Source organism: Brachybacterium halotolerans subsp. kimchii (assembly GCF_020792675.1).
Lineage (GTDB): Bacteria > Actinomycetota > Actinomycetes > Actinomycetales > Dermabacteraceae > Brachybacterium > Brachybacterium halotolerans.
In genome coordinates this window covers 2,007,232-2,030,253 of the sequence record NZ_CP086254.1, presented here as the reverse complement: position 1 = coordinate 2,030,253, position 23,022 = coordinate 2,007,232, and the positions used below count along the sequence as shown (strand labels likewise).

General features: G+C 70.9%; 19 protein-coding genes. 14 read left to right on the top strand and 5 right to left on the bottom strand.

Annotation, left to right across the window (positions count from 1 at the left end; all coding sequences use genetic code 11):
* The first annotated feature begins 10 nt into the window (after positions 1-10).
* The 5 genes from Bra3105_RS09210 to Bra3105_RS09190 are packed head-to-tail and all read left to right on the top strand — an operon-like array spanning position 11 to position 4,089.
* Positions 11-835 carry an ABC transporter ATP-binding protein gene (locus tag Bra3105_RS09210; RefSeq protein WP_200503320.1) on the top strand — a complete coding sequence of 275 codons (825 nt, stop codon included), beginning with the start codon at positions 11-13 and terminating at the stop codon, positions 833-835.
* Complete coding sequence (locus Bra3105_RS09205; RefSeq protein WP_200503319.1) at positions 832-1,482, top strand: ABC transporter permease; 651 nt, start codon at positions 832-834, stop codon at positions 1,480-1,482. The genes Bra3105_RS09210 and Bra3105_RS09205 overlap by 4 nt, the downstream gene beginning before the upstream one ends.
* Complete coding sequence (locus Bra3105_RS09200) at positions 1,479-2,144, top strand: ABC transporter permease (protein ID WP_228359564.1); 666 nt, start codon at positions 1,479-1,481, stop codon at positions 2,142-2,144. Before Bra3105_RS09205 ends, Bra3105_RS09200 begins: the two co-directional genes overlap by 4 nt.
* A 56-nt stretch (positions 2,145-2,200) precedes the next feature.
* Positions 2,201-3,193, top strand: coding sequence for an ABC transporter substrate-binding protein (locus Bra3105_RS09195; protein ID WP_228359563.1), 993 nt, complete (start codon positions 2,201-2,203; stop codon positions 3,191-3,193).
* Positions 3,190-4,089 carry an SDR family oxidoreductase gene (locus tag Bra3105_RS09190; protein ID WP_228359562.1) on the top strand — a complete coding sequence of 300 codons (900 nt, stop codon included), beginning with the start codon at positions 3,190-3,192 and terminating at the stop codon, positions 4,087-4,089. Before Bra3105_RS09195 ends, Bra3105_RS09190 begins: the two co-directional genes overlap by 4 nt.
* Positions 4,090-4,120: 31 nt before the next feature.
* On the opposite strand, the gene Bra3105_RS09185 is transcribed toward Bra3105_RS09190, so the two are convergent.
* Positions 4,121-5,065, bottom strand: coding sequence for an SMP-30/gluconolactonase/LRE family protein (locus tag Bra3105_RS09185; RefSeq protein ID WP_228359561.1), 945 nt, complete (start codon positions 5,063-5,065; stop codon positions 4,121-4,123).
* A 52-nt stretch (positions 5,066-5,117) separates the two neighbouring features.
* Entirely contained in the window at positions 5,118-6,470 is a 1,353-nt protein-coding gene (locus Bra3105_RS09180) for an MFS transporter (RefSeq protein WP_228359627.1), read from the bottom strand.
* Between the two features lie 675 nt (positions 6,471-7,145).
* Here Bra3105_RS09180 and Bra3105_RS09175 point away from each other — a divergent pair.
* Complete coding sequence (locus Bra3105_RS09175; protein ID WP_228359560.1) at positions 7,146-9,017, top strand: HNH endonuclease signature motif containing protein; 1,872 nt, start codon at positions 7,146-7,148, stop codon at positions 9,015-9,017.
* Positions 9,018-9,244: 227 nt separating this feature from the next.
* A complete protein-coding gene (locus Bra3105_RS09170; RefSeq protein WP_228359559.1) occupies positions 9,245-9,715 on the top strand; it encodes an SRPBCC family protein in 471 nt (156 codons plus the stop codon).
* A gap of 72 nt (positions 9,716-9,787) precedes the next feature.
* Here the strand turns inward: Bra3105_RS09170 and Bra3105_RS09165 are convergent, their stop codons facing one another.
* Positions 9,788-10,747 carry a sugar-binding transcriptional regulator gene (locus tag Bra3105_RS09165; RefSeq protein WP_228359558.1) on the bottom strand — a complete coding sequence of 320 codons (960 nt, stop codon included), beginning with the start codon at positions 10,745-10,747 and terminating at the stop codon, positions 9,788-9,790.
* Between the two features lie 192 nt (positions 10,748-10,939).
* Here Bra3105_RS09165 and Bra3105_RS09160 point away from each other — a divergent pair, with 192 nt between their 5' ends.
* From Bra3105_RS09160 to glpK, 3 genes are all read left to right on the top strand, one after another.
* Positions 10,940-12,676 (top strand): glycerol-3-phosphate dehydrogenase/oxidase, encoded by a 1,737-nt coding sequence (locus tag Bra3105_RS09160; protein WP_228359557.1) that lies wholly within the window; start codon positions 10,940-10,942, stop codon positions 12,674-12,676.
* A gap of 114 nt (positions 12,677-12,790) precedes the next feature.
* Positions 12,791-13,513: an MIP/aquaporin family protein gene (locus Bra3105_RS09155; protein WP_228359626.1), complete on the top strand. Its 723-nt coding sequence runs from the start codon at positions 12,791-12,793 to the stop codon at positions 13,511-13,513.
* A gap of 70 nt (positions 13,514-13,583) precedes the next feature.
* Positions 13,584-15,119 carry a glycerol kinase GlpK gene (gene glpK, locus Bra3105_RS09150; RefSeq protein WP_200503311.1) on the top strand — a complete coding sequence of 512 codons (1,536 nt, stop codon included), beginning with the start codon at positions 13,584-13,586 and terminating at the stop codon, positions 15,117-15,119.
* Positions 15,120-15,218: 99 nt separating this feature from the next.
* On the opposite strand, the gene Bra3105_RS09145 is transcribed toward glpK, so the two are convergent.
* Together Bra3105_RS09145 and Bra3105_RS09140 are read right to left on the bottom strand one after the other, a co-directional pair.
* The gene (locus Bra3105_RS09145; protein WP_228359556.1) at positions 15,219-16,664 is read right to left on the bottom strand and encodes an N-acetylmuramoyl-L-alanine amidase; all 1,446 of its coding nucleotides are present in this window, start codon (positions 16,662-16,664) and stop codon (positions 15,219-15,221) included.
* Between the two features lie 100 nt (positions 16,665-16,764).
* Positions 16,765-18,258, bottom strand: a complete 1,494-nt coding sequence (locus Bra3105_RS09140) for an FGGY-family carbohydrate kinase (protein WP_228359555.1) — start codon at positions 18,256-18,258, stop codon at positions 16,765-16,767.
* Positions 18,259-18,421: 163 nt separating this feature from the next.
* Here Bra3105_RS09140 and Bra3105_RS09135 point away from each other — a divergent pair, with 163 nt between their 5' ends.
* The 4 genes from Bra3105_RS09135 (at position 18,422) to Bra3105_RS09120 (ending at position 23,008) form a co-directional block, all read left to right on the top strand.
* Positions 18,422-19,360 carry a sugar-binding transcriptional regulator gene (locus Bra3105_RS09135; RefSeq protein WP_228359554.1) on the top strand — a complete coding sequence of 313 codons (939 nt, stop codon included), beginning with the start codon at positions 18,422-18,424 and terminating at the stop codon, positions 19,358-19,360.
* Positions 19,361-19,480: 120 nt separating this feature from the next.
* Positions 19,481-20,569 carry a zinc-binding dehydrogenase gene (locus tag Bra3105_RS09130; protein ID WP_323188857.1) on the top strand — a complete coding sequence of 363 codons (1,089 nt, stop codon included), beginning with the start codon at positions 19,481-19,483 and terminating at the stop codon, positions 20,567-20,569.
* Positions 20,570-20,786: 217 nt separating this feature from the next.
* The gene (locus Bra3105_RS09125; protein WP_200503306.1) at positions 20,787-21,452 is read left to right on the top strand and encodes a DUF2291 domain-containing protein; all 666 of its coding nucleotides are present in this window, start codon (positions 20,787-20,789) and stop codon (positions 21,450-21,452) included.
* Positions 21,452-23,008 carry a sugar ABC transporter ATP-binding protein gene (locus Bra3105_RS09120; protein WP_228359552.1) on the top strand — a complete coding sequence of 519 codons (1,557 nt, stop codon included), beginning with the start codon at positions 21,452-21,454 and terminating at the stop codon, positions 23,006-23,008. The genes Bra3105_RS09125 and Bra3105_RS09120 overlap by 1 nt, the downstream gene beginning before the upstream one ends.
* The last annotated feature ends 14 nt before the right edge of the window (positions 23,009-23,022 follow it).

The window sequence follows — 23,022 nt, the reverse complement described above, 5'->3', positions numbered from 1 at the left end:
GGAGGCGGCCGTGATCCGATTCGACCACGTCGGGAAGACATATCCCGGCGGCACGACCGCCGTGGAGGACTTCTCCCTCACCATCGACTCCCACGCGAGCGTGGTGCTCGTGGGGACCAGCGGCTCCGGCAAGACCACGCTCATGCGGATGGTGAACCGCATGGTCGACCCGACCTCGGGCCGCGTCCTCATCGACGACGAGGACGTCGCGGGCGTGGACCCCGTGAAGCTGCGCCGCAGTATCGGCTACGTCATGCAGGCCTCCGGGCTGCTCCCGCACCGCACGGTCGCCGAGAACGTCGCGACCGTCCCCCTCCTCGAGGGCGTCTCCCGTCGGCGGTCCCGCTCGCGGGCGCTCGCCCTGCTGGAGATGGTGGGCCTCGACCATCGGCTCGGCGACCGCTATCCCTCGCAGCTCTCGGGCGGGCAGCAGCAGCGCGTGGGCGTCGCCCGGGCACTCGCCTCGGACCCGAACATCCTGCTCATGGACGAGCCCTTCGGCGCCGTCGACCCCATCGTGCGGGCCGAGCTGCAGAAGGAGCTGCTGCGCCTGCAGAGCGAGCTCGGCAAGACCATCCTCTTCGTCACCCACGACATCGACGAGGCCTTCCTCATCGGCGAGCAGGTGGTGATCCTGCGCCCCGGCGGCGAGATCGCCCAGCAGGGGACCCCGGCGGAGATCCTCGCCGATCCGGCCGACGACTTCGTCGAGTCGTTCGTGGGGAGCGGCGTCGGCAAGCGCGCCCTGCACGTGGACGAGGTCAGCGGCCAGCAGGTCGTCCTCGACGCGGGCGACCGCCCCGTCGGGGTCCTGCGCGAGGGATCCCGCTCGTGAGCTGGGTGCTCGCGAACCTCCCGCTGCTGGCCGAGCGCCTGCTCGCCCACCTGGGGCAGTCGATCCCGCCGATCGTGCTGGCCTTCGTGCTCGCGATCCCGATCGCGAAGCTCGCCAACGCCCGCGGCTGGCTGCGCGGCGGGCTCACCGCCGGCGCCGGGCTGCTCTACGCGGTGCCCTCGCTGCCGCTGTTCATCGTGCTGCCGATCATCCTGGGCACAGGCATCCGCTCCACGGTCAACATCATCGTCGCCCTCACGATCTACGGCCTCGCGCTCATGGTGCCCAGCGCCTCCGAGGCCCTGCGCGCGGTTAGCCGCGACACCCTGCAGTCGGCCACCGCCCAGGGTTATGCGCCGCTGGCCCGGTTCCTCCGGGTCGAGCTGCCGCTCGCCGGTCCGGCCCTGGTCGCGGGGCTGCGCGTGGTCGCGGTGAGCACGGTCTCCCTGGTCACCGTGGGCGGCGTGCTCGGCGTGCCCAGCCTGGGCATGCTGTTCATCGACGGGTTCCAGCGCAGCATCACCGCGGAGATCCTCGCCGGCATCGTGCTCACCGCGGCCCTCGCGATCGCCCTGGACCTGCTGATCATGCTCGGGGGCCGCCTCGCGCTGCCCTGGTCCCGCGTGCGCGGGGAGGGGGTCCGATGAGCCAGCTCCTCGAGGCCTTCTCGTGGCTCGCCGACCCCACCCGCTGGTCGGGGGCCGACGGCATCCCCACCCGCCTGCTCGAGCACCTCTGGTACACGGCGCTCGGCGTGGTCGTCGCCGCCGTCATCGCGGTGCCGATCGGGCTGCTCGTGGGCCACACGGGCCGCGGCCGCGGGATCGTCGTCGCGCTCAGCGGCGCCGCCCGCGCCCTGCCCACGCTGGGCCTCATCACCCTGTTCGGGCTGTGGCTCGGCATCGGGCTGAAGGCGCCGATCCTCGCGTTCGTGGTCCTCGCGATCCCGTCCCTGCTCGCGGGTGCCTACTCCGCGGTCGAGTCCGTCGACCCGCGCACCGTCGACGCCGCCCGCGCCCAGGGCATGACCGAATGGCAGATCCTCTCCCGCGTCGAGGTGCCGCTCGGGCTGCCGCTGCTGATCTCGGGCTTCCGCCTCGCGATCGTGCAGGTCGTCGCCACCGTCATGCTCGCCTCGTACATCGGCAACGGAGGTCTCGGCCGCTTCATCTTCCTGGGCCTCCAGCTGCAGGACTATCCGCAGATGCTCGCGGGGTCCATCCTGGTGGTCGCCCTCGCACTCGTCCTCGACGTGGCGCTGCGCGTCCTCGAACGCCTCCTCGCGCCGCGCGGAGCCGCCCGGGGCTGAGCCCCCACAGCTCTCCGCATCTCCCCGACCTCCGTCCCATCCACCGAGGAGTCTCCATGACCCATCGCCGCCGCCTCCCCGTCCGCAGCCCGATCACCACGACCGGCCCCGTCGTCGGCCGACGCAGCCTCGCCGCCCTCGCGGGCACGGGGATCGTCGCCCTCGGCGCGGCCGCCTGCTCGAACGACGACCCGCTGAAGAGCGACTCGGGCTCCGGCTCGGGCGGGTCCGACGGCGGCGGGAGCGGCAGTGGCGAGATCGTCGTCGGCTCGCAGCAGTACTACTCGAACGAGATTATCGCCGAGCTCTTCGCCCAGGCCCTCGAGGGCTCGGGCGCGACCGTGAAGCGGCAGTTCCAGATCGGCCAGCGCGAGGTCTACGTGCCCGAGCTGCAGAAGGGCACGATCGACGTGATCCCCGAGTACCTCGGGAACCTGCTGCAGTACCTCGACGAGTCCGCCGCGAAGGGCACGGCCGACGACCTCGCGAAGGGCCTCGAGAAGGCGCTCGACGACGGCCTGCGCGCCCTGCCCTACGCCGAGGCCACCGACCAGGACTCCTACACGGTCACCAAGGACTTCGCCTCGCAGAACTCGCTCAAGGACATCGGCGACCTCGCCGGCATCGGCGACCTGAAGATCGCTGCGAATCCCGAGTTCGAGGAGCGCCCCTACGGCCCCAAGGGCGCCAAGAGCGACTACGGCGTGGACATCACCGTGGTGCCCGTCTCCGACTCCGGCGGCCCTCTCACCCTGAAGTCCCTCATGGACGGCAAGGTGCAGGTCGCGGACCTCTACACCTCCGATCCGGCGATCGTGAAGAACGACCTGGTCCCGCTCGAGGACCCGAAGGTCATGGTGCTGCCGGAGAACGTGGTCCCGATCGTCTCGTCCAAGGTGGACGACGCCGGCGCCGCCGCGATCAAGAAGGTCACCGATGCGCTCAGCACCGACGAGCTCATCGCCCTGAACACGCGCAGCGTCGACGAGAAGGCCGATTCCGCGACCATCGCGAAGGCCTGGCTGAAGGACAAGGGGATCGCGAAGTGACCGCCCCGGCATCCGGCGTCGACGAAGCCGGTGGTGTCGCCACCCGCAGGATCGGCATCACCGGGGCGAGCGGGCACATCGGCCGACGCGTCGCGGAGCTCCTCGCCGCGCAGGGCCGCGCCGGGGATCTGCGGCTCATCGTGCGCGATCCGGCGCGCGCTCCGCACGTGCCGGGAGCGGAGGTGGCCGTCGCCTCCTTCGACGACGGCGACGCCTGCCGGGCGGCGTTCGCGGGCCTCGACACCCTGCTGCTGGTCTCCGCCGGCGAGTCCGACGACCGCGTCACGCAGCACCGCACGGCGATCGCCGCGGCGACCGAGGCGGGCGTGCGCCATCTCGTCTACACCTCGTTCACGGGCGCCTCGGCCGACGCCGAGTTCACGCTCGCCCGGGACCACGGCGCCACCGAGGACGCGATCCGGGAGGCCGCCGGCCGCTCGGGGCTGACGTGGACGTTCCTGCGGGACGACTTCTATCTCGACGTGCTCCTGCCCTGGGCGGGGGAGGACCGCACCCTGCGCGGACCGGCGGGCGATGGCCGGTGCGCGTTCGTGGCCCGCGAGGACGTCGCCCAGGTCGCCGCCCGTGTGCTCACCGATCCCCAGGCGTGGGGCGACACCGTCCTCGAGATCACCGGCGGTGAGGCTCTCACGCTGGGAGAGGCCGCCGAGCGCCTGACCGCGGCGACGGGCGAGAGGTTCGAGTACGTCGACGAGACGATGGCCGAGGCACGCGCCTCCCGCGCTCCCTACGGGGCCCCGGACTGGCAGGTCGACGCCTGGATCAGCACCTACACGGCGATCGCCTCAGGCGTCCTCGCCCCGGTGAGCGGGGACGTGCAGCAGGTGCTCGGCAGGCCGCAGCTCCGCCTGGAGGACGTGTTCGGCAGGGCCTGACGTTAGGCCCGATGCCGGCGCCGGCCGCGCGTCAGCCGTGCGTCCGCGCGTGGGCATCCCGGGCGCGCGTGCGGATCCGGTACAGGCTCGTCGAGCCGCAGATGTACAGGGTGCGGCCGTCGGCCCCGCCGAAGCAGCAGTTCGCGACCTCCTCCGGCACGGGGATCTCGCCGAGGCGCGCGCCGTCCGGTGAGAAGACCTGGATGCCCGTCGCCGAGGAGGACCACACGTTGCCGTCCTCGTCCACACGGAACCCGTCGGGAAGACCGGGGCTGACCTCGACGAACGTCCGTCCGTTCTTCGCGTGCCGCCCGCCGAGCACGTCGTATGCGTGGATCGCGTGCCCGCCGGGACGCTCGGGGTCCGGGTGGTCGCGGTCGGGCGGGTCGATCGAGGAGTCCGAGACGTACAGGATCGACTCGTCGGGCGAGAAGGCGATGCCGTTGGGCGCCTCGACGTCGATGACGACCGGCGCGAGCGACCCGTCGGCCGGATCGAAGCGGAAGACGTACCTGTCCCCGTACTCCTCCTCGCCCGCATGCCCCTCGACCGGCCGCTTGATCCCGTAAGAGGGGTCGGTGAACCAGATCGTGCCGTCGGACTTCACGACCACGTCGTTCGGGGAGTTCAGCCTCGCCCGGCCGAAGCGGTCGACGAGGACCTCGGGGGCGTAGGGAACGGCGGCCGGGTCCTCGGACGCGCCCGTGCGGTCGATCTGCACCGCGCGGCGGCCGTGCGAGCACTCGACGATCGCCCCGTCGGGGCCGACGGTCCGGCCGTTCGTGAACTCGGCCGAGCCCGTGACCTGCCGCGTCACGCCGTCGGCCTCACTGAACTCGAGCACCTGGTTCCCGGGGATGTCGCTGAAGCGCAGCACGCCGCGGGCGGCGATCCACGCGGGACCCTCGGTCCACGTGAAGCCGTCGGCGACCTTCTCGAGGCGGGCGTCGGGATCGAAGAGATCTGAGGCGGTCATGGGTGGTCTCCTTCGGGGGATCGGGGCCGGGGCTCGAGGGTTCGTGGTGGACTCACGCGGCGCGGGGCGCATCGGGCATGTCCCGGCGCGCGACCCGCACGGTCTCGGTGATCCGGGCCAGCGGGATGAACCCGAGCAGGCAGATCGCCGCGAGGATGACGTAGTGCCAGGTGAAGCCGAGATGGGTGATGACCACACCGGACACCGCCGAGGCGAAGATCCCGGAGACGCCCAGGGCCACGCCGATCATGATGCCCAGCGCGGTGCCTGCGGCTCGCGGCACCGAGTCGACCAGCAGCGCGTAGACCACGGGGAACGGCGCGTTGCGGAACAGGCCCCAGGCCAGCAGGATGATCCACGCGGTCACCACGTCGTGGATGAGGATCATCGCAAGCAGCGTCCCCGTCCACCCCAGGATCAGGAAGGCGATCGAGAACTTCCTGCCCAGACGATCCGAGAGCGTGCCCCACACGACCTGGCCGATCCAGCCCGTCAGCCCCGAGGCGCCGGAGACCAGGATCGCCTGCGAGGTCTCCATCCCGATCCCCTTGAACTGCGTGGTCAGGAACGTGACGACCCCGGCCTCGCCCCACAGGAACAGGAAGCACAGCACCACGGCCCAGCGCACGTTCGCGTGGCGCAGCGCCTCGCGCACCGGACCCCAGAGGCCGGCCGCGCTGCGGTCGGTGAGCTCGGGCAGCGGGGGAGTCTGCCCCCTCTCTTCGATCTTCCGGTAGAGCGTGGCCTGGTTCCGCCGCCTGCCCAGGAACGCCTGGCCGATGATGATCGGGATCCCGAGCAGCGGGATCACCAGGAACGCCGTCGCCCAGTTCCCGGAGCCCAGCACGATCGCGATGAGCGCACCCGCGAGGAACTGTCCGATGGGGAAGCCGGTGTGGTGCACGCCCACGGCGAATCCGCGGTGCTCCTTGGGCCACCACTCCGCGACGATCGCGACGTTCACGGGCTCCGATCCGCCGCGGCTGATGCCCATCGGGATGCGCAGCAGCAGGAAGGCGAGGAAGCTCCCGGCGAGGCCGAATGTCAGCGCGCCGCCGATGATCGCGAGCAGCATCGCGATGTTCCACGTCCACGTGCGCCGGTATCCGGAGCCGATCCGGTCCGAGAGGTAGCCGAACACGATGCCGCCGGCCACGAGCCCGGCGAAGTAGACCGAGTTGATGAGCCCCGCCTGCTCCGGCGAGAGCCCGAACTCCTGCGAGACCTCCGGCAGCACCGCGGGAAGGATCTGATGATCGACCGAGGTCATGAGGATAGCGACCGTGGTGAGCAGCAGCATCCACCACGAGATCGCCGGCGCGCGCGGCACCAGACGATGGGTGCCGGGGTTGATCCCGGCTGCTTCCGCGTTGGCGGCTTCGGTCGGACCGTGAGAGGCAGTCATGAGCGCTCCTTCGCACCTCAGGGCCGCGTCGTCGCGGCGTCCCTGCCATGGTTCGGTCGCAAGTGTGGTGTGGATCCTATAGGGAGTCAAGGGGTGTCTCGTGGGGCCGACGGGTGGTGTGGCGGTGGGCTCGGGTGGGTCGGGTGCGGCGGGGAGTCGAGGAGTGGGTGGTGAACGGTGGGGACGTGCAGGTGACGGTGCGAGCGTGCTCCGAGGTGGGCTTGGGGGTGGGCGGTGTGCGGAGCTATAGGATCGGCCGCTTCTCGGCGCGCTGAGGGGCCGTGGCCTGGCGGGTGGGGTGGGCCTCGCTGTGTCGCGTCGCGGGAGTCGGTGAATCTGCGGGCGGGGGTTCGCGCATCGGTTCGTCTTCGCGCTCGGTGGTTCCTCTGTGGGCGGAGTGGTTCCTCCACAAGGGGGTGTTTTCCACGGGGTTATCCACTGAGAGGTTGTTGGGCGTGGAAGAGGGAGGTGTTTCTTCGGCTTATCCACATTCTCGATTGAGGTCTAGTTTTCGGTGGCAAGACGGGATAGAATCGGACATATCGATCGAGCGCGAGTGGCGGCGGGTTCATAGGTGAAGTCGCCGGATTCATTGTTCTCGTCTCTCGAATCAGGGTTATCGCATCGCGCAGTCTCGCGCTGGGTGGTGGAGTGCCGGGGGAGGGGGTGGGTGGTGTGAGTGCAGTCGAGCAGCCGGAGTCGCAGGGGCGTCTGGACCTTCCCGGGCAGCCGGCGATCGAGTCGACGTTCACGATCCTGGACGACCTGGAGAAGATGACCGAGCGTCAGCGCGAGGACATGCACGCCCACACGCCCCGGTTCGTGGCCGCGCCCCCGGAGGGCGTGAAGCCGCTGTTCATCGTGAAGGAACCCAAGAAGGCGGTCTGCCGGGAGGTGGTGGCGCGCAGGGTCAAGTCCCGCCCGGATGCGGAGCTCACCGCGCAGGTCCGCGCCCTCTGGGACGAGGGCGTCGACGAGTCCTACGAGCTCTCCCGCCGCTTCGTGGCCCTGGCGCCGTTCTGGGCGGGGCGTGAGGACATGGACGCCGACCCCTTTGAGGTCGAGCAGCAGGACCTGATGGTCGCGGTCGCGATGCGCTGCACCCGCGGGCAGGCCTCCAAAGCCATCACCGACGCCCACCGGGCCGTGGACCTCCTCCCGCGCTGCACCCAAGCCCTGGAAGCAGGCGAATTCCCGGCGGAATGGTTCCGCACCCTGCTGCGGCGCACCGCGGATTTCACGCCCGCGGAGATGGTGCTGGTGGATGTCACGGTCGCCTCGTGGTGTTTGGCGATCATGCCGAGAGTATTCACGAAATGCCTCGAACTCCTGGTGGCGAAGATTCAGCAGCGGCATCCGAAAGAACCCGAAGAAATCTCCTCCACCCGCCGTCGCATGGTCCTGGACCCCGGAACCCTCGATGGCGTCGCCTCGCTGCGGATCATCGGCCCGGCACCGGAGATCAAGGCATTGGCGGGGAAGTTCGATCAGGCGGCTCGGGCGATCCAGAACGCCCAGCGCCACGCCCTCATGGAGGGCACGGAGATCCCCCTGGATCCGGATCGTCGGGTGGAGAACGAGGGCATGCCCCTGTCGTTGAACCTGATCCGCTACCACCTCGCCCATGCCGCCCAGCTCGACACCGGCGGCATCACCGTTCCGGAGGCCAGGTTCCGGTTGAACGTGCTCGTCCCGTTCCTGACCCTCGTCGGCGGCGACGATGCCCCGGGCGTGCTGGAGGACGGGACGCCGATCCCGGCGCAGATGGCCCGTGAGATCGCCGGGAAGAGCGACGAGTGGTTCCGGGTCCTCACCGATCCCTCGAGCGGGGAGTTTCTGCCGCGTCCGGCGGAGAAGTACCGGCCGACCGGGGCGATGCTCGAACACCTGAGACTCCGCGGCCAGTCCTGCGGCGTCCCTGGCTGCGAGCGCGCAGCGTCTGTGGCCTCCGAAGCGGATCACATCGTGGAGTACAACCACGCGGACCCGGTGTGTGGTGGTCGGACGGCGGTGGAGAACCTGCACTTCCTGTGCTGGTTCCACCACGCGATGAAAACCGCCGGCAAGCTCGACCCCATCCGTGTAGAGGCGGACGAGTCACCGGCAGGGACCGCGGGCACGGTGTGGGAGATGCACGAACGCTTCCGCGTGTTCCGCGAAGACGACACCGACCTCCTCACCCCACAAGCCGTCGCACAGCTCGACGCCGTCTGGGACTCGATAGAGCGCAGGCAGGACGACTACGAGCAGCAACGCGATGCCGAGGCCCGCACCAGCGCAGAGGCACCGACTCCGGATCCCTCCCGGCTGGACTCACCGTGGCCGGTCCGGCCTGGTGTCCCGGACCCGTGGCCCCGCGTCGACATGGACCAGGCCGGAGCGCCTGACCTGGAAGAAGTCCCCGTCGAGAAACCCGTGCGGCATCGGTACCAGCCACTCCCGACGTTCCAGTACGACGGCGACATCCCCATCAGCGCCACCACCCGAAAACCACGCAAGCAACAGAACCCACCACCCAAGTTCGACCCCGGACCACCACCCTTCTGACCCACCAGCCCGACCCGCCATCGCAGAGCCTGAGGTCGGAGCCCCGCCAGCAGCACCCCCACCCGTAGAGGGGCACACCACCGTGCCCCTCTACAGGCACGCCTGAAAACAGCGACGCCGCAGTTCGCTCCGTGCCGTCCCCAGCGTGCGCGCCACGCGCGACCAACGTTCGCCCAGGTCGGCGCCAGCCCGTGACATCTCCAGGTGATGGTGGCACGGTGGGGGACATGACCACGAACGAGACCAGCATCTCCGTCAGCCGCACCATCGACGCCCCCGCCGCGGACATCTTCGACCTGCTCTCCCTCCCTGCCCGGCACCACGAGTTCGACGGCTCCGGCTTCGTGCGCAGCGCCGAGGACACCGAGCGCATCACGAAGGTCGGCGAGCAGTTCGTCATGAACATGGAGGGCGAGCACATGGGTGGCGAGTACAAGATGTACAACCACGTCACCGCCTTCGACGACGGCAAGATGATCGGCTGGAAGCCCGCCAACGAGGACGCCAAGGACGACCCGAAGGGCTGGGAGTGGCTCTACACCCTCGAGTCGCAGGGGTCCGACTCCACCCTCGTCACCCTCACCTACTCCTGGACCGACGTCACCGACAAGGACCTGCTGAAGATCTTCCCGCTCGTCTCCGAGGAGCAGCTCGAGCAGTCCCTCGCGGACCTCGCGGGCGCCGTCTCCGGGAGCTGATCGCCGACGGCTGATCGCCGACCGCTGATCACTGCGGCCGACGAGGTCCGGTCCCCATGACCCGGCTCCGGCTCACCCCAGATGCACGAGCCGGTTCGCCGTCACCTCGTCGACCACCACATCGGTCGCGCAGCCCGCGAGCAGGGCCGCCCTGAGCGGCGCCGCCTTGCGCGGGCCCGCGGCGACCAGCACGCGACGGGGGATCCGGGCCAGATCCGCAGGGGTCGGTCCGGATCCTCGTGCGTTCAGGGGGACGTCGTCCCAGCTGCCGTCGGCCCGCAGGAACGTCGTGCAGACGTCCCCGACCACACCGTCGGACCGCAGATCGTGCACGTCCCGTGCCGACAGGTACCCCGAGGTGTACACGTGGCTGGGGACCTCGGCGTCGAACGCGCCGACGCCGAACACCGCCAGGCGGCAGCGTGACTGCAGTGCGAGGACCTGGCGCACCGACCGCTCCCGCCACAGCGCATCGCGGGTGTCCGGGTAGTCGAAGAACGCCGGCACCGGGAACAGGTGCACCGTCGCTCCCCAGGACGACGCCGCCTGCGCGAGCACGGTTGACACATACCCCAGCCCCGAGCCCTGCGGGTTGATCGCGCCGTTCAGCTGCACGATCGCGAGCCCCGGCACCGGCTTCGCCTCGGCCGCCTCGACGAGCGCCGCGACCGTCGTCCCCCAGGCCATGCCCATCACCGAATCCGGCTGCTGGAGCGACTGCACGAGCGCCGCGCCCTCTGCCGCCACCGCGTCGAGCCGTTCGCGCTCCGTCGACTCCGGGACGGACGGCACCACGTGCACCGCGACCCCGTACGACTGGGCGATCTCCTCCTGCAGGTCCCCGGCCCGCCGCGCGCCCGGCGCGTGCAGGCTCACCCGCACGATCCCCTCGTCGCGCGCGGTCGCGAGCAGACGCGAGACCGTCGAGCGGGAGACGCCCAGGTGCGAGGCGATCGCCTCCATGGTCTGCGTCTGCTGGTAGTACATCCGTGCAGCCTCGAAGGCCGCCGCGCGCCGTGCATCCGCTCTCACCCCGGCAGTCTTGCACATCCGTGCACTCCGGTTGCTCGCGGCGCACATCGTCCCGAGGATGGAGACATATCGGCCAGCGGAGCCCGTCCAGCGGCATGCCCTCCCTCCACGAGCGCCCGCCCAGCTCCCGCCCCGTCGGCCGACGTCCCAGACATCGTCACCCGATGACGCACAGCTGACGAAGGAGCGCACGTGCCGTCGCAGAACGCCACCACCCTGAACGCCGCGAGCCGCACCGAGAGCCTCGATCGACTCCGGGCCGCCACGGCCGAGAACCCCCTGGACGTGCTCGTCGTGGGCGGAGGTGTGAACGGCGCCGGCGCCGCCTTCGACGCCGCGACCCGCGGCCTGGACGTCGCCGTCGTCGAGGCCCACGACTGGGCCAGCGGCACCTCCTCCCGCTCCTCGAAGCTCATGCACGGCGGCCTGCGCTACCTGCAGATGCTCGACTTCAAGCTCGTGGCCGAGGCCCTGCGCGAGCGCGATCTTCTGCTCACGCGCACCGCCCCGCACCTGGTCAAGCCCATCAGCTTCGTCTTCCCGTTCTTCAAGCGCGTGGTCGAGCGCGCCTTCATCGGCTCCGGCGTCATGCTCTACGACGCCATGCAGTCCATCGGCCGCAAGCGCGCTGTGCCCTTCCACCGCCACCTCAGCCACCGCCGGATGATGAACGTCTTCCCGGCGCTCGACGGCGAGAAGATCGTCGGCGCACTCGAGTACTACGACGCGCAGGAGGACGACGCGCGCTTCGTGATGATGCTCGTCCGCTCGGCGCTCGAGTACGGGGCGAGCGCCGCGACGTACACTCGCGTCGTCTCCTACCTGCACGAGGGGGACCGCGTGGTCGGCGCCCGTCTGCGCGACGAGGAGACGGGCGAGGAGTTCGACGCCCATGCGCGCGAGACCATCCTCGCCGCGGGCGTGTGGACCGGCGACCAGCAGCACGTCGCGGGCGCGACGACCGGCCTCGAGGTGCTCGCCTCGAAGGGCGTCCACATCACCGTGGCCCGCGACCGCATCCCCGCCGTCCCGGACACCGGGATCATCACCCAGACCGAGAAGTCCGTCCTGTTCATCATCCCGTGGGACGAGTACTGGGTCATCGGCACCACCGACACCCCGTGGAAGGAGGACCCCGCGCACGTCGCGGCGACCTCCGACGACATCGACTACATCATCGAGCACGCCAACGCCGTGCTCGACCACGACCTCACCCGCGACGACGTGATCGGCACCTACGCCGGACTGCGCCCCCTGCTGCAGCCCGTCAAGGACGCCGGCGGCGCCTCCACGAAGGTCTCCCGTGAGCACACCGTCATGGAGGTCGAGCCCGGCCTCACCGCGATCGCCGGCGGCAAGTACACGACCTACCGCGTGATGGCCGAGGACGTCGTCGACTTCGCGATCAAGGACGTGTTCCCCGGTCGCCCCTCGATGACGACCGTCGTCCCGTTGATCGGCGCCCAGGGCTTCGAGGGCATCCGCCGTGAGAAGGACGCGATCGCGACGAAGCACGGCTTCGGCGAGCTGCGCACCGATCGCCTGCTCATGCGCTACGGCACCCTGCTGCGCGACGTGCTCGCCCTCATCGACGAGGACTCCTCGCTCGGCGAGCCGCTGAAGGATGCGCCGCGCTACCTGCGCGCCGAGGTGCTCTACGCCGTCCGCGCCGAGGGCGCCCTGCACCTGGCCGACCTCATGCTGCGCCGCACCCGCCTCGACTACGAGGTGCGCGACCGCGGCGCCGCCGCCTCCGAGGAGATCGCCGACATCATGGCCGGCGAGCTCGGCTGGGACCGGGCGACCCGCGACGCCGAGGTCGGCGCCTACCGGGCCTTCGTCGATGCCCGCCTGGCCGGCGAGGCCACCCACTCCGATGCCGAGGCGGCCGCAGCCGTCGCCTCCGCCCAGGAGGTGCCCCGCAGCTGACACCCGGTCGCTGACCGACCACCCCGCGCGCGGTCCCGATGGCCGCGCGCGGGACCCTTCCATCTGGCCGCACCGCTGCGGCATCCCACTCGACGAGGAGAATCCATGGGAACCATCGGCACGATCATGATCTACGAGATCATGGGCACCGCGATGCTGACGCTGCTGGGCTGCGGCGTCGTCGCGAACCACACCCTGGCGAAGACGGGCGGCCATGGCGGCGGCCCGCTGATGATCCACTGGGGCTGGGGCCTCGGCGTGTTCGTCGGCGTCTACGCCGCGTACAAGACCGGTGCCCACCTGAACCCCGCCGTCACCATCGGCCTGGCGGTCTCGGGCGCCGGCGAGTACGCGCCCGGCATCCCGATCACGGTGGGCACCACGCTCGCCTACTTCGCGGCGGAGATGATCGGAGCCTTCCTGGGCGCCGTGTTCGTCTGGCTCGCCTATCGCAACCACTACGACCAGACCGAGGACCAGGCCACCGTGCTGGGGACGTTCTCGACGGCCCCCGGCATCCGCAGCTACGGCTGGAACGTGCTCACCGAGATCATCGCGACCTTCGTGCTCGTGTTCATCATCCTCAACTTCGGCAACACCCCGGTCGACCTGGGCCCGCTCGCCGTCGCCCTCCTGGTCGTCGCCATCGGCGCCTCCCTCGGCGGGCCGACGGGATACGCCATCAACCCCGCGCGTGACCTCGGGCCCCGCATCGCCCACGCGCTCGTGCCCATCAAGGGCAAGGGCGGCTCCGACTGGAGCTACGCCTGGGTGCCGATCGTCGGCCCCGTGATCGGCGCGATCATCGCCGGCCTCGTCGTCCAGATGGGATTCTGAGACCGGCTCCCCACGAGCACCCGCTTCACCACCGACACCATCACCGCAGCAAGGGACTGAAGGAGTTTCCGTGACTGACGAGAAGAAGTTCATCCTGGCGATCGACCAGGGCACCACCTCGACCCGCGCGATCGTCTTCGACCACGGCGGCCAGATCGTGGCCACCGGCCAGAAGGAGCACGAGCAGATCTTCCCGAAGTCGGGGTGGGTCGAGCACGATCCGGTGGAGATCTGGCGCAACACCCGCGCGGTCGTCGCCGATGCGCTCCAGCAGGCGGAGATCAACCGCCACCAGCTCGCCGCCGTGGGCATCACCAACCAGCGCGAGACCGCGGTGGTCTGGGACAAGAACACCGGCGAGCCCGTCTACAACGCGATCGTCTGGCAGGACACCCGTACGCAGAAGATCTGCAACGAGCTCGCGGGCGACGAGGGCGCCGACAAGTACAAGGAGCGCGTGGGCCTCCCGCTCGCGACCTACTTCTCCGGCCCCAAGGTCAAGTGGATCCTCGACAACGTCGAGGGCGCGCGCGAGAAGGCAGAGGCCGGGGACCTGATCTTCGGCAACACCGACTCGTGGGTCCTGTGGAACCTCACCGGCGGACAGAACGGCGGCGTGCACGTCACCGACGTCACCAACGCCTCCCGCACGATGCTCATGAACATCGACACCCTCGACTGGAACGAGGACATCGCGAAGGACATGGGCATCCCGCTGTCCATGCTCCCCGAGATCAAGTCCTCCTCCGAGGTCTACGGGTACGGCCGCAAGAACGACCTGCTCATCGACACCCCGATCGCCGGCATCCTGGGCGATCAGCAGGCCGCGACCTTCGGGCAGGCGTGCTTCGAGGTGGGCCAGGCCAAGAACACCTACGGCACCGGCAACTTCATGCTCATCAACACGGGCGAGGAGCTGGTGCGCAGCGAGAACGGACTGCTCACCACCGTCGCCTACAAGATCGGCGACAGCAAGCCGGTCTACGCGCTCGAGGGCTCGATCGCCGTCACCGGCTCCCTCGTGCAGTGGGTGCGCGACAACCTGGGCCTCATCAAGAGCGCCCCGGAGATCGAGGACCTCGCCAAGAAGGTCGACGACAACGGCGGCTGCTACGTCGTCCCCGCCTTCTCCGGGCTGTTCGCCCCGTACTGGCGCTCCGACGCCCGCGGCGCGATCGTCGGCATGACGCGGTACATCAACAAGAACCACATCGCGCGGGCGACCCTGGAGGCCACCGCCTTCCAGTCGGCCGAGGTGCTCGAGGCCATGAACGCCGACTCCGGCGTGGACCTCACCGAGCTCAAGGTCGACGGCGGCATGGTCCAGAACGAGACCCTCATGCAGTTCCAGGCCGACATCCTGGGCGTGCCCGTCGTGCGCCCGGAGGTCATCGAGACCACCGCGCTCGGCGCCGCCTACGCCGCCGGCATCGCGGTGGGCTACTGGGACGGCGAGCAGGACGTCATCGACAACTGGGCCGAGGGCAAGCGCTGGGAGCCCGACATGGATCCCGAGACCCGCGAGCGCTCGCTGCGCCTGTGGAAGAAGGCCGTCACCAAGACCTTCGACTGGGTCGACGAGGACGTGGAGGCCGCGACCGCCTGAGCATCGGGCGGGACCTTCGGCCGGCGGGCCGACGGGCCGACGGGTCGACAGGCCGACAGGGCGGGGCATCGGAGCAACCGGTGCCCCGCCCCGTCCGCGTCACACGTCCCGGACCTCGCTCTCCCGGACGAAGCCGAAGCGGTGGTTGATGCTCACGCGCAGCCAGCGGGTGTCGTCACCGACCCACATCCCGCCCGTGCCGTCGACGTCGGGCGCCCAGTAGTAGCTGCCGCGCACCTCGTCCTCGACCACGTACGACTGGCCGGGAGCGAGCTCGTAGGGCAGGGGATCGGTGCTCGAGGGCTCCAGTCCCGCCTCCTCGAAGGTGGACTGCGCCGGGTAGGCGGAGCCCGTCGGCCGGACCGGGGCGGAGCCGCGGGGCGCCACCCGCCGGGCCCGACGCGGGCCCTGGGCGATCGTGGCCCGACCGCCCGCGTCGGTGCGGCGCACCCAGCCGATCTCGCCGCCGATCCACAGCCCCACCCAGTCGCGCTGCTGCTGCGCGATCGCGAAGGACTGGCCGTGCGCGAGCTGCGCGCCCCAGTCGCAGATGCGGTCGCTGCCGCCGTTCGGGGTGTCGTCGGCCGCGAGGGCCGGGTCGACGAGCAGGGGAGCGTCATCGCGCGGCGCCGTGCGCACGGGCACCGCGGAGGCGCCGTGCGCGGGGAGGGCGCCGCCGTCCTCGGTGCAGCTCGTGAGGGCGAGGGTGTTCGAGCGCAGCGAGGGGGCGATGGTCGCGACCTCGCGCAGCCGACCCGTCGTCGCCCGCGGCACGCGGATCCCCGCGCCCTGCAGGAGCGCCGCCCAGTCGAAGTAGGCGCCGGGGTCCCAGTGCATCGCGGCCTGGCTCGCGGCCGAGGACCCCGGGATGTCCTCGTGCGCGACCACGTGCTCGCGGTCGCGGGGGATGTCGTAGCGGTGGCACAGGTGGGCGATGAGCTTCCCGGTCGCCTCGTACTGGGCGGCCGTGAAGGACTCCGCCTTCTCCGCGTAGCCGATGATCTCGATGCCGATCGAGGACTGGTTGAAGGTCCAGTTCCCGGCGTGCCAGGCCATGTCCTGGACGCGCACCATCTGCGTGATGTGGCCGTCCTCCCTGATCACGTAGTGGATCGAGGTCTGGCTCGCCGGATCCTGGAAGATCCGGACCGTGCCCTCGTAGGTCTCCTCGGTGTCGTGGACGACGATGCTCGTGATGTCCCGGGCGGTGCGCCCGCCCAGCGTAAAGTTCGCGTAGTCCTGCGGGTCCTCGCCCGTGGACTCGTAGGCCGCCGGGCGCACGTCGCAGGAGACGCCGCGCGGGCAGTCCGGGGTGAAGGGACCGTCGGGAGGGGAGAGGGGGCCGACGGGCCGGGTCCCGTGGCCGCCGCCGTGGTCGTGACCATGGCCGTGATCATGCCCGTGCCGGCCTCCGCGGCCGCGCAGCCTCTCGTGGTCGGGGGAGTCGGCGTCGGGCGCCGCCTGGGCGGCGACGGGGGCGGCGAGCACGCTCGCGGTCAGCGCTGCGAGCGCGGTCCGGCGGCCGATGGGGGAGGGGGATGACATGCGTGACTCCTTCGTCGGGTGCAGAGGAGTCTTCCACTCCGCGTCGTCCGCGCGGAAGTATTCTCCGGAACCCGCCGGGGCCCGGAGTGATCGACGCAGGTCAGTCCGCCGCGCGCCGCGCGAGGTCGTGGACGATGCCCTGCGTCGCCGGGTAGAGCGCGCGGAAGGAGGCGTAGAGGTCGTCGTAGGCGCCGTCGGCCGCGGGGTCCGGGCGCACCACGTGGTCGCACGGGTTCCAGCCCTCGGCGGCGGAGAGCCCGCTCAGGCGCGCCGCCATCCGGGCGACCCCGTAGGCCGCACCCACCGTGTGCCGCGGGATCTCCTGGGCGACGCCGGTGACGTCGGAGACGATCTGCGGCCACAGCCCGCCCTGCGTGCCGCCGCCCACGGCGACCACGCGCCGGGGGCGCACGCCCGCCGCGGCCATCTCCTCGAGGTGGTGGCGCACGCTGAAGGCCGCGGCCTCGAGGGCTGCCCGGTAGAGGTCGCCGCGGGTGTGGGAGAGGGTGAGGCCCGCGATCACGCCGCGCGCGCCGGGGTCCATGATCGGCGAGCGCTCGCCCGCGAAGTAGGGGAGCATGAGCAGCCCGCGGGCCCCGGGGCCGCTGCGCTCGGCCTCCGCGATGAGGGTCGCGTGGTCGGCGTCGCCGGTCAGGTCCCGCACCCACGAGGTGATCGCCCCCGAGGTCGAGGTGCCCCCGGTGAGTGCGTGCGTGTCCTCCCGCGTGAGCCCGGCCGAGGCCCACAGGGTGCGGCTGCGGCAGGGCTCGCTCGTGGTCGCGATGAGGAACATGGTGGTGCCGTACATGACCATGAGGTCGCCCGGGGAGTCGGCGCCCACGCTCACCGCCTCGGCCCAGGCGTCGATCGTCCCGGTGACGACCGGGGTGCCCGGGCGGATGCCGGTGAGCCGGTGCGAGGCGTCCTCGGTGACGGCTCCCGCCTGCTCGGCGGGCATGCGCAGCGCGGGCATCTCGACGCCCGGCAGGAAGCGCTCGCTCAGGTCCGCGTCCCAGGCGCGGGTCCGCGGGTCGTAGAAGGGCGCGGTCTGGCTCGCGCTCGGATGATCCAGCACGTACTCGCCGGTCAGGCGGTGGACGAGGAACGAGGAGGGCATGAAGAAGCGCCGCGTGCGACGGGCCGAGTCCGCGTGCTCCTCGAGCGCCCACATGATCTTCGGGCCCGCGGCCTGCGAGCTCAGCGCGAGGGAGCAGCGCTCGAAGATCTCGTCGGCGCCGAGCGCGTCCTCGAGCTCCTGGATCTGGGCCGACGCGCGCGAGTCGACGCCGTAGAGGATCGCGGGCCGCACGGCCTCGCCGACCGCGTCGGCCGGGACCACGGAGGGCCCCATGCCCGAGACGCCGATCGCGGAGACCTCGACGTCCCCCGGGGCGAGCAGCTCGTCGGTGATCGAGACCAGCTCGCGCCACCAGACCTCGGCGTCCATCTCGACGTGGCCGGGATGGGGGCGGGAGACCGTGTGCTCGCGCACCGCGCGCCGCACGACCTCGCCGTCGGCCGTGACCAGCACGCCCTTGCTCGCCGAGGTGCCCACGTCGAAGCCGAGGACGAGCTCGGGATGGGGCTGGGGCATGCGTTCCTCCGGCTTCTTCGCTCTGGCGACGGGGCGGGCGGTGTGCGGGTCGTGTTCACCTGCGCGTCACCCGCTGTTGACCCGCGCGTCACGACGCTCCATCCTGCCACGGGGGCCATGCCCCTACAATCTCGGAGAACTGCGGCGTGCGGAAGGAGTCACGGTGCTCGAGACCGACATGGATCTCCCCCTCCTGCACCGCGCAGCGACGGCCTACTACCTCGACGACCTGCGTCAGGCCGAGGTGGCCGAGCGGCTCGGCATCTCCCGTCCCACGGTCAGCAAGCTGCTCACCGAGGCGCGGCGCATCGGCATGGTCCGGTTCGAGGTGCTCGACCCCTCGGCGGTCGACGTGCGCTCCCTCGCGGGCCAGGTGCGGGATCTGCTCGGCGTGCGCGAGGTGCGGGTGGCCCCGGGTGACCAGCACGAACGGGACTTCAAGGGGCTCGGCGAGCTGCTCGGCGAGGAGCTGCGCGCCCTCGATCTCGGCTCCGGCGAGGCGCTGCTGCTCTCCTCGGGGAAGACCGTCCACGCCGTCTGCGACTCTCCCGGCCTGCCGGACCTCTCGGGCGTGGTCGTCGCTCCGACCGTCGGCGGCCAGCAGGAGAGCGACCCGTGGTTCCAGACCAACGAGCTCGTGCGCCGCTTCGCCGACCGCACCGGCGCGACGCCGCGCTTCATGTTCGCCCCGGCTCTGCCCAGCGCGAGCCTGTGGGACTCGCTGCAGGCCGATCCGAGCTACCGCGAGATCACCGACCTCTGGGACCGGGCGCGGGTCGCGGTCACCGGCGTCGGAGCCCCCTACCGCTCGCGCTCGAGCCTGACCTCGGTGGTGCCGCGCGGCGACTCGTCGCTCGCGCGCGCCGAGGGCGACATCTGCCTGCACTTCCTGGACTCCGCCGGCCGCGAGGTCGGGTTCCCCGGGGCCGATCGCCTGGTGCGCCCGAGCCTCGAGGAGCTGCGCCGGATCCCGCACCTGGTGACCGTCGCCGCAGGTGCGGAGAAGGCTCCGTCGATCCTCGCTGCGAGCCGCGCGGGACTCGTCTCCACCCTCGTCACCGACGCCGCGACCGCCGAGGCCGTGCTGGCCGCGGCGCTCTGACCGGGGGCGGCAGACTCCGCACACACGTCGCGAACAAATGTGTTTGACGTTTGTGCTCGCGCCTCCTAGTGTGAGCCACGACATCACGCTGACCGGGCGTTTCGAAGGAGAAGATCGGTGATGAGCGAGTTCCCGAAGACCATGAAGGGCGTCGTCATGCACGCGCCGGAGGACTACCGCCTGGAGGACCTCGACGTCCCCGAGCCCGGCCCCGACGAGCTGCTCATGAAGGTCGAGGCCGTGGGCGTGTGCGCGAGCGACCTCAAGTGCTACCACGGCGCCACCAAGTTCTGGGGCGACGAGAACCGCGAGCGCTGGGTCCAGCCCGGCATCACCCCGGGCCACGAGTTCGTCGGCGAGGTCGTCGCCGGCTCCGACGAGGCACTCGCCCTGCACGGCGTGCAGGTCGGCGACCGCATCGCCTGCGAGCAGATCGTGCCCTGCGGCGAGTGCATGTACTGCCAGCGCGGCTGGTACTGGATGTGCGGCCCGCACGACATGTTCGGCTTCAAGCACTACGACGGCGCGATGGCCGAGTACATGATCGTGCCGCCGCTCGCCCGCGCCCACAAGGTCGACAAGTCCGTCCCGCCGCACCACGCCGCGTTCTCCGAGCCCCTCTCGTGCTCCCTGCACGCGGTCGAGCGCGCGCAGCTGACCTTCGACGACGTGGTCGTCGTGGCCGGCAGCGGCCCGATCGGCCTCGGCGCGATCATCGGCGCCGTGCACAAGAACCCCAAGATGGTCATCGCCCTCGACTTCGACGACCACAAGCTCGAGCTCGCCAAGAAGTGCGGCGCCGACCTCACGCTGAACCCCTTGAAGGTCGACGTCTACGAGGAGATCCGCAACCTCACCGGCGGCTACGGGGCCGACGTCTACATCGAGTGCACCGGCCACCCGAGCGCCGTCAGCCAGGGCCTCACCCTGCTGCGCAAGCTCGGACGCTACGTCGAGTACTCGGTGTTCAAGGACAACGTCTCGGTCGACTGGTCGATCATCTCCGACGACAAGGAGCTCGACGTCCTGGGCGCCCACCTCGGCCCGCACTGCTGGCCCGCCGCGATCAAGATGATCGAATCCGGTGAGCTCCCGCTCGACGACATCTGCACCCACCAGTACCCGCTCGCCGAGTTCCAGGAGGCCCTCGACAAGGTCGGCGACTCCGCCGGCGCCTCGGTGAAGGTGTCCATCCTCCCCGGTCGCTGAGCCGGACCCGCCCCCTCCCGGACGGCGGCGCCGGACGCGATCATCGCTGATCGCGTCCGGCCGCGTCGGCCCCCGCCCCGCCCCGACCGTCGGCCCCTGCGCCGGCACCTCCGCGGCTCACCGCCGAGCCGCGCCCGAGCATCCCGCTCGCTCCTCCTTTCTCCTCCTGCGCCCGGGTCATCGCCGACCCCGGACGCCCGCACAGGAAGGCTGCTCCATGACGAGCACCGCCCCCGCCGCGCGCCCTGCCGCACGCCGCGCGACCCTCCCGAAGAAGAGGCACCTCGGCCGCTGGATCGGCGTGATCATCGCCGTGCTCGCGGTGATCCTCGTCGTCGCCGGCACCAAGGTCGTGCCCGACGGCCAGGAGGTCGCCTCCGGCCCCGCCGCCTTCGACAAGGCCACCTACGGGCCCAAGACATTCCCGACCATCCAGAAGGGCATCGCCGAGAAGGCCGTCGCCGCGCCCGACCTCGCCGCGTCCATCGAGAAGGATCCCGAGGCCGCGAAGAAGGAGGGCGTCGAGTCCGCCGGCAACACGGTGTACGCGACGACCTTCACCGGCAAGGTCCACGACTGCGAATCCGGCATCTGCGAGGTCGCCGTCGACGGCATGCCGAAGGACGTCTCGGTGCGCATGCAGGTGGGCCCCGCGATCAACGGCACCGATCTGCGGGACGCGACCGGGACGCTGGGCTTCGGGCAGTTCACCAACCAGATCGAGTACCAGGACGCGGGCGCGGCGCTCAACGAGGAGATGAAGAAGCAGGTCCTCGACCCCGCGGGCGACCTCGACGGGAAGACCGTCACCGTCACCGGCGCCTTCACCGCGATCAACCCCCAGGGCTGGCTCGTCACGCCCTCGGACCTGGAGGTCTCGTGATGAGCGCCGACGCGGCCGGCGCGGTCGACGAGCGGGAGGGACGCGGGGACGTGGTCCTCGAGGCCCGCGAGGTCGTGAAGACCTACGGCGGCACCCGCGCGCTCAAGGGCGTCGACTTCACCGTGCGGCGGGGGAGCGTCACCACTCTGTTCGGGGAGAACGGCGCCGGCAAGTCCACGCTCATGAAGATCCTCTCCGGGGTCGAGCAGCCCACCTCCGGGCAGATCCTGCTCGACGGGGAGCCCGTGACCTTCGCGGACACCACCGAGGCCCGCGAGCACGGCATCGCGATCATCCACCAGGAGCTGAGCCTCGCCCCGAACCTCTCGATCCGCGACAACATCTTCCTGGGCCGGGAGATCTCCGGGCCCCGCGGCGTCGACTTCGCCGAGGAGCGCCGGCAGACCGCCGCGCTGCTGCAGGAGATGCGGGTGGACGTGGACCCGTCCACGCTGGTCGGCGACCTGCGGGTGGGGCAGCAGCAGATCGTCGAGATCGCGCGCGCCCTCTCGATCGACGCCCGCATCCTCATCATGGACGAGCCCACCTCGGCGCTCGCCGCCCGCGAGGTCGAGATCCTCTTCGAGATCATCGAGTCGCTGACCTCGCGCGGGGTCTCGATCGTCTACATCTCCCACCACCTCGAGGAGGCGCTGCAGGTCACCGACCGCGCCGTGGTGCTGCGGGACGGCTCGATGACCGCCGCGGGCGATCGCGCGGACATCGACCTGCCGTGGATCGTGCGGCACATGGTGGGCGAGCACTTCGACCTCGGCTCCCCGCCCACGGGCTACGAGCTGGGCGAACCGGTGCTGCGCATCGAGAACCTCACCGTGCGCGACCCCGAGAACCCCGAGCGGGCCGTCGTCGACGACCTCTCGCTCGACGTGCGCCGCGGCGAGATCGTGTGCCTGTACGGGCTCATGGGCGCCGGACGCACCGAGGTGCTCGAGGCCGTCGCCGGCAGCGGCGAGGTCGCGGGCGGCCGCATCCTCCACGAGGGGCACGCCCTGGGCCAGGAGACGATCGGGGAGCGGATCGGCCGCGGCATCGGCCTGGTGCCCGAGGACCGTCAGCGCGAGGGCCTCGTGCAGACCATGGACGTGGGCCAGAACCTCACCCTCGCGAGCATCCGCCAGTTCCTGCGCCGCGGCCTGCTCTCCCGCTCGAAGGAGGGCGCGCTCGCCGAGCGCATGGTCCGCGAGGTCACCGTGAAGACCTCGAGTCCGCGCGTGGCCATCGGCGCGCTCTCGGGCGGCAACCAGCAGAAGGTCGTGATCGGGAAGATCCTCGCCACCGACCCCGAGGTGCTGCTGCTGGACGAGCCCAGCCGGGGCATCGACATCGGTGCGAAGGCCGAGGTCTTCGCCCTGCTCGCCGAGAAGGCCCGCGAGGGTCTCGCCGTGCTCTTCACGACCTCCGAGGTCGAGGAGTGCTTCAGCATCGCCCACCGCATCGTCGTGCTCCGGCGCGGTCGCATCTCCGCCGAGTTCGAGCCCGGCACCGCCGACAAGTCCGACGTCATGGCCGCCTCCGGCGAGGCCGTCGCCCTCTGACCCGCTCCCGCCCG